Here is a 12239-nt window from a genome sequence, read left to right on the forward strand (position 1 = left end):
GTATGACGCTGTCTCCGCCCGCCCGCCTGATCTACGGATGCATGGGACTCGGCGGCGACTGGACGCCCGGGCCGGTCACCCCGGCCGCTATCGATCAGGCCGCAGCCGCGGTCGAGGCCGCGCTGTCCATCGGCATAACGGTGTTCGACCACGCCGACATTTACCGCTTTGGCAAGGCGGAGCAGGTGTTCGGTGAGGTTCTGAAACGCTCGTCGGGACTGCGCGATCGCATTGAGATTCAGACGAAGTGCGGCATCCGCTTGGATGCAGAGCACGCTCCCTACGACCTCGGGGCGATCGTGGCGCGGGTTGACGACAGCCTCGCGCGCCTGGGCGTTGACTACGTCGACACGCTGCTGCTGCACCGGCCCGATCCGTTGCTCGAACCCGCCGTTGTCGCCGCGGCGGTGACTGACCTGCACGCCGCCGGAAAAATTCGCGCGCTCGGCGTCTCGAACATGTCGGGGGCGCAGATCGCGTTCCTCCAGCGCGAGATCGACCTGCCGATCGTGGTGAACCAGCTTGAGATGAGCCTGCTCAAGCGTGACTGGGTCGACAGCACGGTGCTGGTCAACCACCCGGACGGCGCCGACAACACCTTCCCGCACGGCACGCTCGAGTACTGCGCGAGCAATGGCGTGCGGCTGCAGGCCTGGGGCGCACTCGCCCAGGGCCGGTATTCCGGGGCGACGGGCACAGCGGCCGAGGAGGCGGCATCCGCTTTGGTGCAGACGCTGGCCGAGGTGAAGAACACGACCCGCGAGGCCATCGTTCTCGGCTGGCTGATGCGGCACCCCGCGCACATCGACCCCGTCCTCGGATCGAGCGATCCGGCGCGCATTCGGGCCTGCGGGGATGCAACCGCGCAGGCAGCGGCGATGACCCGCGACGAGTGGTTCGCGCTGTACCTTGCGGCCCGCGGGCGCCCGCTGCCCTAAAAGAGTTTCGAGGCCGTATCGTCGAGGCCGCGCATGGCGTCATAGTCGAGCAGCAGACAGCGGATGCCGCGATCCTCCGCCAACTTGCGGGCCTGCGGTTTGATCGTCTGCGCGGCAAAAACCCCACTGACCGGCGCCAAATGCGGGTCGCGATTCATGAGTTCGAGGTAGCGCGTGAGCTGTTCCACCCCGTCGATATCACCATTTCGCTTGAGTTCTACCGCGACAGATCGGCCGGCGGCATCCTGCGCGAGGATATCGACCGGCCCGATGGCGGTCATGTACTCGCGGCGCACGAAGGTGAAACCCTCGCCGAGCAGATGAATGTGCTCGGCCAACAGCTTCTGCAGGTGCGACTCCGCGCCGTCCTTGATCAGGCCGGGGTCGATGCCGAGTTCGTGGGCCGAGTCGTGCTGCACGTCGTAGACGCTGACCACGAGTTGGTCGGCGGTCTTGGCGTGGGTGACCGTCCAGAGGGCGGTGATGCCGGCATCCGCTTGATCGCCGTCGGGCTCGGAGATGGCGATCGAGCAGGGTGGGCTCATCCAGTTCAGCGGTTTGTAGGAGCCACCGTCGGAGTGCACGAGCACGCTGCCATCGGACTTGATCATCAGCAGGCGGGTGGCCAGCGGCAGGTGCGCGCTGAGACGCCCGGCATAGTCAACGGAGCATTTCGCAATTACAAGGCGCACTGAACGAGTTTATCCTGGTCGCCTTCGGCCTCTCATCGGCACGGGCCTCGGCGACCGCGCTCACGGGTCGGGCGGCTCAGAAAACTCGCATTGCGATCTCGGCCGGGGCGGCGAGTAGTGCCGCTATCTCGTCGTCGAGTCGCACCAGCGTGATCGAGGCACCGGCCATGTCGAGCGAGGTGCAGTACTCGCCGACATAGTTACGTCCCACGGTCATGCCCAGCGCGGTGAGCCGCTTGTGGATGATCCCGTAGAGAATGTACAGCTCACTGATCGGCGTGCCGCCGAGGCCGTTCACCATCACGGCGACCCGGTCCCCGCTGACGAATGGCAGGTCGGGAACGATCGCGCTGAGCAGCTCGTCTACGATCTCGTCGGCGGGCATCCATTTGGCCCGGCGTCGCCCCGGTTCGCCGTGGATGCCGACGCCGATCTCGATCTCGTCGTCGCCGAGGGCAAACAGGGGTTCCCCCCGGGCGGGAGGAGTGCAGGCCGTCAGCGCGACACCCATGGTGCGGGTGACGGAGTTGACCTTTTCGCCGATGCGCACCAGCTCGTCGAGGTCGGCACCGGACTCCGCCGCGGCTCCAACGGCCTTCATCACGAAGAAGTTGCCGGCGACGCCGCGGCGGCCGACGGTGTAGGTGGAGTCCTGCACCGACACGTCATCGTCGATGAACAGCGTGCGCACCTGGATGCCGTCGGCGCTGGATGCCTCCTCGGCCATCTCGAACGCCATCCGGTCTCCGGTGTAGTTGTTGACCAGGAGCAGCACCCCCTTGTCAGAGGCAAGGAGCTTGGTGGACTCGATAATGAAGTCGATCGGCGGGGCGGCAAAGACGTCTCCAGGGCACGCGCCGTCCAGCATCCCCTTACCGACCGTCATCACGTGGGCTGGCTCATGGCCGGAGCCGGAGCCCTGAATGATGGTGACCTTGTCGTGGTTGGGGGCATCCGCTCGATGGATGAGGTGATATTCGGGAACGTAGCGCAGGGTGTCGGGGTTCGCGAGCGCGATGCCCTCGAGCATCTCGGGAACGAACTGCTGGGGGTCGTTGATGAACTTCTTCATGATGTCTCCACGTCGTTGTCGGGATCGGATGGTTATCGGTGGGCTAGTTGGCCCAGGTTCGGGCGAGGCGCTCGACCAGCACCGCAATGGCGATCGCGCCGGCGTCGGGCGATCCCACGCTGCGCTCGCCGGTGTAGCTCGCGCGCCCGCGCCGGGCCTGGAGCAGGCTCGTGGCTTGTGCGGCCTCCCGAGCGGAGACCGCCATCTTGCCCAGAGCAGTCTTGGCGTCGTCGCCGGCCGCAAATGCGGCCTCGAGCGTGTCGACGGCGGGCACGAAAGCATCGAGCAGGGTTTTGTCACCGACGTCGGACTTACCGCGGTACTTGATCCCTTCGATGGCTGCGCGCAGCGCGGTGATGGTGTCCGCCGGGCTGATCACGTTTCGGCCCTTGAGCGCGGTGCCGGCGCGCAGGAATGCCGTTCCCCAGAGCGGCCCCGACGTTCCCCCGATGGTGCTGGTGATGACGATCGCGATCTTGCTCAGGAACACCCCGGGGTCCGTGCGGTCAACGCCGTCCCAGCCGGAGAGCACAACCTCGAAACCGCGGGCCAGGGAGTAGCCGAAGTCCCCGTCACCGACAACTGAGTCAAGTTCGCCGAAGTATTTTTCGTTGACGAGGGCCTCCTCGGCGATGGAGCGCACCACGAATTCAGTCGCGTTCAGGGAACTGGTCATGATTCTTCCTCCTGGTTGGGGGCGCGCAGCAGCATCGAAAGGTCGCCCAGCGTCACGAAACCGTTCGGCACCACGCCGGCAGGAGAGCCCAGCACGGTTGCGAGTTCGCCATCCGGGTCGCCGAGCGAGGTGACGACGAGGGCGGCACCGTCAAAGTTCTCATCGACGGTGTAACTGCTCACTGTGACGAGGGTGCGCAACCCGGCAGCGCGGGCGGCGCGCAGGCCGTTGTTACTGTCCTCGATGACGATCGCCCCGTCGGTGCTCACGCCGAGGTGCTCCAAGGCATAGGCGTAGATGTCCGGCGCAGGTTTCTTGGCGGCCACGATGTCTCCCGCGAATACCTGGAACTGTGCGGCCAGGGACTCGCCCACCGCGTGGGTCAGCACTGCCCGCACGGAGGGTTCGGCCGAGGTTGAGGCGACCGCGAGCATCCAGCCGGCAGCAGCCGCCTCGGCGACGATCCGGGCGATCCCCGGGCGGGCGGGCAGCGCTCCGACAGCGATCAGGTCGGTGTAAATCTGGGTCTTGCGCCGATGCCAGGTGGCGACGGTTTCTTGTTGCCGGGCCGGATCGGCGGGAAGATGGGCCGCCTGAACGAAGTCCGGCGTGAGCAGGCTCGTAAGGCGTTCCTTGCCACCGCCGATCAGCAACTTCGCGGCGTAATCCTCCTCGCTCCAGTGCACGGGCAGTCCGAACTCCGCGAAGCTGGCGTTGAAGGCGGGCAGGTGTCCGTGGCGTTCGGTGTCGGCGAGTACGCCGTCGCAGTCGAAGATCAGTGCCGGCATCGCTTACCAGGCCTGGCCGGCCGAGCCGAACGTGCGGGCCAGGCCCGTTGTGAGGTCGACGACATCGCCACTCACAGCGCGAAAAAGCGTCGGCGGGTCCCATTTGTCGGCCTCTTCGGCGAACCGCAGGTTAGCCAGGGTGGATTGCAGATAGGTCACCTTGAGGGCGGTAGAGATGTTCACCTTGGAACAGCCGCGCTGGATCAGGTCGTGGAATTGGGCGTCCGTCATTCCGGTGCCGCCGTGCAGGGCGATGGGTATTGGATGCGCCGCCACCAGATCGCTGACCCGGTCGAAGTCCAAAACGGGTTTCGATTTGTAGACGCCGTGGGCGTTGCCGATGGACGGAGCGAAGACATCGACGCCGGTCGCTTCAATGAACGCGAGGGATACGTCAAGGGTCTGCCGCGCCGCGGTCTGATCGGAGCCGACACCGTCTTCGACGCCGGTGATGGATTCAATCTCACCCTCGACATGGGCTCCGTAGCCTCGGGCCTCCTTGACCACCTCAATGGTTTGGCGCTGGTTCTCGGCCACGGGCAGCTGGGACGCGTCGAAGAGCACCGAGTTCCAGCCGATGGCCAGGCACTCGCTGATCACGTCACGGTCGGGGCAGTGGTCGAGGTGCAGGGCGACGGGCACGTCGATGTCGGCGGTCATGGATTGCCACATAGCGAACAGCACCTTCGCGCCGATCGAGCGCACGGTCTTGACCGACGTCTGCACGATGATCGGCGAGCGAACTTCGACTGCGGCAGCCAGCACCCCCTGCATGGTGAGGTCGTTGAACACGTTGACAGCAGGCACGCCGTAGCGTGCATCGAACGCCCGGTCGACGATTTCCTTCAGGGAAACAACTGGCACGACGGCCTCCTTTGGCTTCGTCCCACGTTAAACCGGCACGCGCATCGCGCGCTATCGGGGAGTCCCCCCATTCGCTTTGGGGGAAATCCCTGGTCGTCGTCGGCATCCGTTCAGGAATGATGCGGATGGGCCAGCCCGGCCAGCATTGTGCGGTTGGCTGCTCCCGTCTTCCTGAGGATCGTGCCGACGTGCTTTTCGACGGTTTTTACCGAGATGCCAAGCTCCGTACCGATCTGCTTGTCCCGGAGTCCGCCCTCCACCAGCCGGCGCACCTCCCGCTCGCGGGACGTGAGGAGGGCGGGATCGGCCGGTTCGCCCCACATTTCCAGTAGGGAGCGCGACAGAACAGCATCGCCGGCAACGGCCGAGTCGACCGCTCGCACGAGCGAATGCCCCTCGGTGGATCGGTTCAGGAACCCGCGGGCGCCAGAGTGGGCCGCGCGCCGGATTCGTTCGTCGTGTGGGTCTCCGACCAGGAGCACGACGGCCGTGCCCGGACTGGTGCGAGCCAGCGCCTCGATCAGGTCGGCGCCTGGCAGGTCGACCAGATCGATGTCAGTGACCACGACGTCGGGCTGCAGATACCGTGCCGCAGCGAGGGCGCCGGCAGCGTCGCCGCACTCGGCGATCACCTGGATGCCCGTCCCCTCCTGCGTGAGCAGGTGCACCAAGCCGGCGCGGATCACTGCTCGTTCGTGCATGACGAGCACCCGATGGGGGTGTGTCTCGGTCAGGCGCCCGATCGATACGTGCGTCGGTCTGCACGGATCGTCGCCGCCCGGCAGCCCGAATCTGTGGGCCAGCGCTGCGCGCTCGGACGTGTGAAACTCGGCCAGATTGATGTTGACCTCGATGGCCACGGTGTGCAGACGGAAGTCGGCGATGGCGGCGGCCGCCTGAGCGGCGAAACGTTCGAGTATCCGGGCGTCCTGGCTGGTGAAGAGCCGCTCGGAGGTATTGGCAAAGACCACGCAGGCGCCGATGACCCCGGAAGGAAGCCTGATCGGCACGCCGATGACCGGGCGCTGGTAGCGGGCGTCGTCCCGGCCGAGATGACCGCCCGGCACTTTGGAGTACTCACTGAACACAACGGATCCACCGGCTCGCACGACTGCTCCGGTGACGCCTTCATCCAGTGAGAAGACTTGGCCAGCCCGGCATTCGTCGCCGAGGTCGACCTCTTTGCGGTAGACCTGAGCGGTCTCATCGATAGTGCAGATCGATCCCATGGCGCATCCCAGCAACTGGGCGGCGCGCAGCAGGATCCGTTCCAGCAGAGGTCCGAGCCCCGTATCGCCGGTCGGCCCCGTAGCCAGGAACAGGGCTACTTCATCGCCGGGCTCATCGGTCTGCGATCGAGGGGCATTACGAGGGGTCGGCAGGTGAGTCGGGGTCGGGCCCATCGTCTTCTCGTCTCTGAGTGTGCAAGCCAGCCTGGTTCCGTAGACAGCACTTCACCCTATGGGTCTGTCCCCCCTTGGCGCTAGCGGCGGGTGCTTCGATGTGGCGAGGAACCACACCAGCCGACGTAGCCTTCTGTGCCGTGACTCATGCGGCGTGGGGCCGTGCCGCCGGAGCGGCCAGCCCGGCCAGGACCATCAGCACCAAAACCAGGTACAGGGCGTTGAGGATTCCCCAGGCGTCGCCGAGCAGTCCGAGCACGGGCGGTCCGACCAGAAAAGCACCGTAGCCGATGATGGCGACGGCGCTCACCCGCGCCGCAGCGTTCTTGGTGTCGTCCGCGGCCGCCGACATGCCCACCGGAAAACCGAGCGATGCGCCGATACCCCAGAGGATTGTGCCGACAAAAACGAGCGGGGTGTTCGGCGCGAGGATGAACAGTACGAGCCCCGCGATGCCGATTCCGGCGCAGGCCCGCAGCACGAGCACCCGGCCGAACCGGTCGAGCAGGGGGCCACCGATCACGCGGCCCACGGTCATCGCGGCCACGAACACTCCAAACACGATGGCGCCGTCGGTGTTGCTGAGGCCGTGTCCATCGACGGAGGCGAGGGCCAGCCAGTCGTTCGCCGAACCCTCGGCGAACGTCATGCCGAGCACAATCAGCCCGATCAGCAGCAGTTTGCGATCACGCCAGACGGCGAGGCTGCCCTGCAGGCGCGCGCGCCAGGCGAGGCGCGGGGCATCCGCTTCAGTATCGATTTCGATGGCGGCCGGCAGGAACCGCACGGCCACGAGAACGGTGCCCAGAACGAGTGCCGCCATGACCAGCAGATGCCAGAACACCGAGATCTCCAACGCGGATGCCGCGGCGCCGCCGAGCGCGCCGACCACCGTGCCGAGGCTGAAGCAGGCGTGCATGAGTGGCATGAGAGTGCGGCCGATGGCCCGCTCGGCGGCCGCGCCCTCGACGTTCATCATGACGTCGAGGGATCCCATGCCCATGCCGAACACGGCGAGGGCCGCGAACACGAACGGGGCCGAGGGCGCGAGGCTGACGCCGACGCCCATGAACACGAGTCCGGTCGCCGACAGCGAGATGCTGACCAGCATGGCGCGGCGTGCGCCGAGGCGGGCGAGCAGGCCGGCGGCGATCAGCAGTCCGACGACCGAGCCGGCCGAGAGACCGAAGATGAGGATGCCGACCTGCGCGGTATCGAGCCCCAGGCCGTCGCGGACGGCGGGAACCCGCGCCATCCAGCTGGCCAGGCCCAGTCCGGAGACGAAGAATGCTGCGAACACGGCGTTGCGCCAGCCGATCAGGCCCGAGCGTGTGGCGGCGGTAATCACGGGGGAGTTGGTCATCGGGCTCCTCAAGTGGCGGGCGGGAGGCCTCGACAGCGGGTGGGTGGGAACCTTAACGCTACAACGAGAAGTTCCCACAGAGGGTGGAGACGGCACTGAATGCTCAGGGTGACCTCGCGGCGTGGGGTGGGCCCGCGGCGTGGGGTGGGCCCGCGGCGTGGGGTGGGCCCGCGTGATGCGGCAGATCGACTGCAATTGCGGTGGTTCTCGCTCAGGACCTGCCTGACACCGGCGCATGACGCCGGAAGACACCGCCGATTGGCGTCGCTCAGCGGGTTAGCGTAGCCTTACCTTAGCCAATCAAACCCCTGTCCTTGGAGTCCCATGCGCATCCCGCTCTCCCTCGCCGCCCTCGTTGCCGGCGCCACCGTTCTTGCCCTCGCCGGGTGCACCCAAGCCGCCGAGCCAACGACAGCAGAGGCCACGAGCGACGGAGCCTTCACTCTCTACTCCGGTCGCGACGAAGCGCTCATTCAGCCGCTCATCGACCAGTTCGAAGAGACCAGCGGCATCAGCGTCGAGGTTCGTTACGGCAACACCGCCGAGCTCGGCGCGTTGCTGCTCGAGGAGGGCGACGCCACGCCCGCCCAGGTCTTCCTCGCGCAGGACGCCGGAGCGCTCGGTGCTCTCGCCAACGCCGACCTGTTTGCCACGCTTCCCGCCGAGACGACCGACGCGGTCCCGGTCGGATTCACCTCGACCGACGACACCTGGGTCGGCGTCACCGGCCGGGCCCGCGTGATCGCCTACGACAGCGAGGCGATGAGCGCGGCCGAGGTGCCAACATCCGTTGACGCCTTCACCGACCCGGCGTGGGCCGGAAAATTCGGAATCGCGCCGACCAATGCGAGCTTCCAGGCCTTCGTCACCGCCTACCGCGTGCTGAACGGCGAAGAAGCCGCCGATGAGTGGGTCGCCGCCATTGCTGCGAACAACCCGGTCATCTTCGACAACAACCGCGCAATTCTCGCCGCCGTCAATGACGGTGTGATCGAGGCCGGACTGCTTAATCACTACTACTGGTTTGCCATGGCCGCCGAGACCGGCGAAGAAAACATGCGTGCTCAGCTCTCCTACCCCGAAGCTGGAGACGCTGGATCCATCGTGAACGTGGCCGGGGCCGGCCTGCTGGCCGGAGCAGCCGAAGACGCTGACGCGCTCGAATTCATCGACTACCTGGTCGGCGCGAAGGCGCAGCAGTATTTCGTGGATGAGACATTCGAGTACCCGTTGATCGCTGGCATCGACGCCCCGGCTGGCCTGCCGGCGCTCGACTCGCTGGTCAACCCCGACCTCGACCTCGCCGACCTCGACACCCTCGAAGACACCCAGACCCTGCTCGGCAAGCACGGCCTGATCTAATATTAAAGCAGTGAAGGCGCGGTTGCGGGCTCAGGTCGGCAGCCGCGCCCTACCCTTTACCAAAGCGGATGCCCCGGCGCCTGCCCGGTCTCGGAGCGCCAGCCGCTGCGGAGAGCTGCGCCCGACCCCACCGGTGGCCGCTCCCCGAGCCGCCCGATCACCCGGGCCGCGCGCATGACCGAACTACTGATCCCGCCGCCGGGAACGGCCGCGACCCGCGCGCCAGCCCGGTACCGCTTCGGTGCCCCGCCCTGGCTGCTGGCCGTCGCTGCGCTCTGCGCCGCAACTGCCGCCATCCCGCTGGTCTACCTGGTGGTGCGCACGACCGAGGCCGGTCTGACCGAACTTCTCGATACCCTCGTGCGCCCGCGAGTGCTGCAGCTCACGATCAACACCGCGCTGCTCGCCGCCGCCGTCACCGTGTCCGCTCTCGTGCTCGGCACGATCTGCGCCTGGATCCTCACTCGCATTCGCTTGCCGTTCCAGCGCACCCTCCTGCTGGTCTCGGCGCTGCCGCTCGCGGTGCCGAGCTACCTCGCCGCCTACGGCTGGCTGGTGTGGTTTCCGCACCTTAACGGCTTCTGGGCCAGCTGGTTCGTCATGACCATGGTCTGCACCCCCTACGTGACGCTGCCGGTCGCGGCGGCACTGCGCGGGGCATCCGCTGATCTGGAATTGGTGGCCCGCACCCTGGGTCGCGGTCCGCTGCGGGCGTTTGCGGCGGCGACCTGGCCGCAGATTCGCCCGGCCGCGATTGCCGGCGCGCTGTTGGTCTGCCTCTACTCCCTGAGCGATTTCGGGCTCGTCTCGATGCTGCGGTTGCAGACGCTGACCTGGGGAATCAACGCCGCCTACGGCGCAAGCTTCGACCGTAACCAGGCCGCGCTGCTCGCCCTCGTGCTCGTGGTGCTCGCCCTCGTGGTCGTGGCCGGCGAACGCCGCAGCCGCCGTCAGGTCGCCAGCGTTCCCGGTCGCAGTACCATGCCGGCCCGCGCGCCCGGCCGCAATGGGCCCTTCTACGTTGCAGTGCTCGTTGCCGCGCCGCTGGCCGGGGTCGTGGTTCCCGTGGTCGGGCTGCTCAGCCGGCTGATCGAGGCCGAAACCCTGCGCGCCATCGACGTTCCCCGGCTGCTCGAGGCGGTCGGTTCGACCCTCGGGATCGCCCTCGCCGCCGCCGTGGTCGCCGTGCTCGTGGCGCTGCCGATCGCGGCGCTCGCGGCCCGTTACTCCGGTCGCCTGGTCGCCGTGATCGAGGCCGTTGGGTTTCTCGGCCACGCCCTGCCCGGCATCGTCGTGGGTCTCTCGCTCGTATTCTTCGCGCTCGCCGCGGTTCCGATGTTCTACCAAACCTCCGTCGTGCTCGTCTTTGCCTACGTCGTTCTGTTCATGCCGCGGGCGATCGGCAGCGTGCGCAGCGGCATCGCGGCGGTGCCGACGAGCCTCGGCGACGTCTCCCGCATGCTCGGCCTGTCACCGTTTCAGGCCTGGTGGCGGGTCACCGCGCGCCTCGCCCTGCCCGGCATCGCGATCGGTGCACTGCTTGTGGCCATCTCGGCCATGAAAGAATTACCAGCGACGCTGCTGCTGCGGCCGACGGGCGTGTCCACGCTCGCCACCGAGTTGTGGAGTCGCACGGCACTGTTCGAGTTCGGCGCTGCGGCGCCGTACGCTGCGGCGCTCGTGCTCGTGGCGATGGTGCCCGCGGTGCTGCTTAGCGGCATCCGCGGCACAGCAAGGGAGAACTAGTGGGCTGGGTAACGATCGAGGCGCTCCGCGTCGCCTACGGTGACCGCCGAGTGCTTGACCACGTCAGTTTGCGCATTCCGCGCGGCTCGCTCGTGGCCGTTCTCGGTCCAAGCGGATGCGGCAAGACCACGCTCCTGCGCGCCGTCGCGGGTTTGTTGCCGGTCGCCTCCGGCACCATCAGCGTCGGTGGACGCCTCGTCACCGGCCCCGGCGTGCAGCGGGCGCCGGAGAAACGCGGAATGGGCTGGGTCCCGCAGGATGCCTCGCTGTTTCCGCACCTCACGGTCGGCGAGAACATCGGCTTCGGGCTGCCGCGCACTCAACGGAGCGACGATCTGTACTGCGAACCAGGCGAGGTCCCCGGCGGTGTGGTCGGATTGCTGGCCGGCCTCACCCGCAGTGGACGAGCAGCCCGCGCGCGCCCCTCCTCGCCGCATTCGACCCACCTCAAAGCAGCGCCGATCAGCCCGGACCGGAGCCGGCAGATGAGCCGCTCGGCCCGCATCGCCGAGCTCGCCACCCTGGTCGGCCTGTCCGAACTCGTCGATCGTGCCCCCTCACAGCTCTCCGGCGGCCAGGCCCAGCGGGTCTCGCTGGCCCGCGCGCTCGCCCCGCGGCCCGACCTCATGCTGCTCGACGAACCATTCGCCGCCCTCGACCCCCTGCTGCGCTCCGCCCTGCGTACCGAGGTCGCTGCGCTGCTGCGCGGCCAGCACAACACGAGTCTGCTCGTGACGCACGACCAAGAAGAAGCGCTTTCCCTCGCCGATTTTGTCGCCGTGATGCGCGGCGGCGAAATTCTGCAGTTTGGCACCCCCGCCGACGTCTACGAACGCCCGGTGGACCCCTGGGTAGCCGGTTTCGTCGGTGACACCGTCGAGCTCGACGGACACTGGCATGGCGGCCGCGTCGACTGCGCCCTCGGCTCGCTCGCCGCGGACTGGACGGGCGCAGCATCCGCTCCCGCCGACGGAACGCCGGTGCTCGTGCTGCTACGTCCGGAATGGCTGACGTCTACCTCAAGCGACGCGGCCGAGTCCGCGACCGAGCAGGGGACGCATGCCGTCACCACGGCCATCGCCTACGCCGGCCACGACGCTCTGGTCACTTTCACCGTCGCCGGAGGTCTCGTCGTGCGCGCACGCGTCGCGGCGCCCGACCTGCCGCGCATCGGCGACCGGGTTACCCTCGGGGTGCGCCAGAACGCCCTCGCCTACCCGCTGGGCTAGCAACGAGAATGTTCAGCGAGTCGCCTGGCGCGAGCTCGCGATCGTGCCAACCTTAGAAGAGGTAAAAGCTGCGGGAGGTGCGTTCCCACAGTAGGCACGTAAACCT

The 12239-nt window shown here is 67.4% G+C and carries 11 protein-coding genes; 4 read left to right on the plus strand and 7 right to left on the minus strand.

Annotated features, from left to right (window positions below):
* Positions 1-2 precede the first annotated feature (2 nt).
* Positions 3-938 carry an aldo/keto reductase family oxidoreductase gene (locus tag E3T43_RS09120; protein ID WP_241978896.1) on the plus strand — a complete coding sequence of 312 codons (936 nt, stop codon included), beginning with the start codon at positions 3-5 and terminating at the stop codon, positions 936-938.
* On the opposite strand, the gene nucS is transcribed toward E3T43_RS09120, so the two are convergent.
* The 7 genes from nucS to E3T43_RS09155 all read right to left on the minus strand — a co-directional run bounded on the left by nucS (position 935) and on the right by E3T43_RS09155 (position 7796).
* Positions 935-1630, minus strand: coding sequence for an endonuclease NucS (gene nucS / locus E3T43_RS09125; protein WP_134344869.1), 696 nt, complete (start codon positions 1628-1630; stop codon positions 935-937). The genes E3T43_RS09120 and nucS overlap by 4 nt on opposite strands.
* A gap of 76 nt (positions 1631-1706) precedes the next feature.
* Entirely contained in the window at positions 1707-2702 is a 996-nt protein-coding gene (gene dhaK / locus E3T43_RS09130) for a dihydroxyacetone kinase subunit DhaK (protein ID WP_134468246.1), read from the minus strand.
* 43 nt (positions 2703-2745) lie between these two features.
* Positions 2746-3378, minus strand: coding sequence for a dihydroxyacetone kinase subunit DhaL (gene dhaL / locus E3T43_RS09135; protein WP_134443239.1), 633 nt, complete (start codon positions 3376-3378; stop codon positions 2746-2748).
* On the minus strand, positions 3375-4166 hold the full coding sequence (locus tag E3T43_RS09140) for an HAD-IA family hydrolase (protein WP_134443240.1): 792 nt from the start codon (positions 4164-4166) through the stop codon (positions 3375-3377). The genes dhaL and E3T43_RS09140 overlap by 4 nt, the downstream gene beginning before the upstream one ends.
* 3 nt (positions 4167-4169) lie before the next feature.
* Positions 4170-5030 (minus strand): class II fructose-bisphosphate aldolase, encoded by an 861-nt coding sequence (locus E3T43_RS09145; RefSeq protein WP_134380629.1) that lies wholly within the window; start codon positions 5028-5030, stop codon positions 4170-4172.
* 110 nt (positions 5031-5140) lie between these two features.
* Complete coding sequence (locus tag E3T43_RS09150; protein WP_134472228.1) at positions 5141-6433, minus strand: GAF domain-containing protein; 1293 nt, start codon at positions 6431-6433, stop codon at positions 5141-5143.
* A gap of 145 nt (positions 6434-6578) precedes the next feature.
* A complete protein-coding gene (locus tag E3T43_RS09155; protein WP_134472229.1) occupies positions 6579-7796 on the minus strand; it encodes an MFS transporter in 1218 nt (405 codons plus the stop codon).
* Between the two features lie 324 nt (positions 7797-8120).
* Between E3T43_RS09155 and E3T43_RS09160 the strand changes: the two genes are divergently transcribed.
* The 3 genes from E3T43_RS09160 to E3T43_RS09170 all read left to right on the plus strand — a co-directional run bounded on the left by E3T43_RS09160 (position 8121) and on the right by E3T43_RS09170 (position 12133).
* The gene (locus E3T43_RS09160; RefSeq protein WP_134472230.1) at positions 8121-9158 is read left to right on the plus strand and encodes an extracellular solute-binding protein; all 1038 of its coding nucleotides are present in this window, start codon (positions 8121-8123) and stop codon (positions 9156-9158) included.
* Positions 9159-9332: 174 nt separating this feature from the next.
* On the plus strand, positions 9333-10904 hold the full coding sequence (locus E3T43_RS09165) for an iron ABC transporter permease (protein WP_134472231.1): 1572 nt from the start codon (positions 9333-9335) through the stop codon (positions 10902-10904).
* Positions 10904-12133 (plus strand): ABC transporter ATP-binding protein, encoded by a 1230-nt coding sequence (locus E3T43_RS09170; RefSeq protein ID WP_134472232.1) that lies wholly within the window; start codon positions 10904-10906, stop codon positions 12131-12133. Before E3T43_RS09165 ends, E3T43_RS09170 begins: the two co-directional genes overlap by 1 nt.
* Positions 12134-12239 lie beyond the last annotated feature (106 nt).

Source organism: Cryobacterium sp. Hh7 (genome assembly GCF_004403155.1).
Classification (GTDB): Bacteria; Actinomycetota; Actinomycetes; order Actinomycetales; family Microbacteriaceae; genus Cryobacterium; species Cryobacterium levicorallinum.

Coding starts and splice junctions, on each gene's coding strand:
- dhaL (WP_134443239.1), bottom strand. CDS start 3,378: ATGACCAGTTCCCTGAACGCGACTGAATTCGTGGTGCGCTCCATCGCC.
- E3T43_RS09160 (WP_134472230.1), top strand. CDS start 8,121: ATGCGCATCCCGCTCTCCCTCGCCGCCCTCGTTGCCGGCGCCACCGTT.
- E3T43_RS09165 (WP_134472231.1), top strand. CDS start 9,333: ATGACCGAACTACTGATCCCGCCGCCGGGAACGGCCGCGACCCGCGCG.
- E3T43_RS09140 (WP_134443240.1), bottom strand. CDS start 4,166: ATGCCGGCACTGATCTTCGACTGCGACGGCGTACTCGCCGACACCGAA.
- E3T43_RS09120 (WP_241978896.1), top strand. CDS start 3: ATGACGCTGTCTCCGCCCGCCCGCCTGATCTACGGATGCATGGGACTC.
- dhaK (WP_134468246.1), bottom strand. CDS start 2,702: ATGAAGAAGTTCATCAACGACCCCCAGCAGTTCGTTCCCGAGATGCTC.
- E3T43_RS09150 (WP_134472228.1), bottom strand. CDS start 6,433: ATGGGCCCGACCCCGACTCACCTGCCGACCCCTCGTAATGCCCCTCGA.
- E3T43_RS09155 (WP_134472229.1), bottom strand. CDS start 7,796: ATGACCAACTCCCCCGTGATTACCGCCGCCACACGCTCGGGCCTGATC.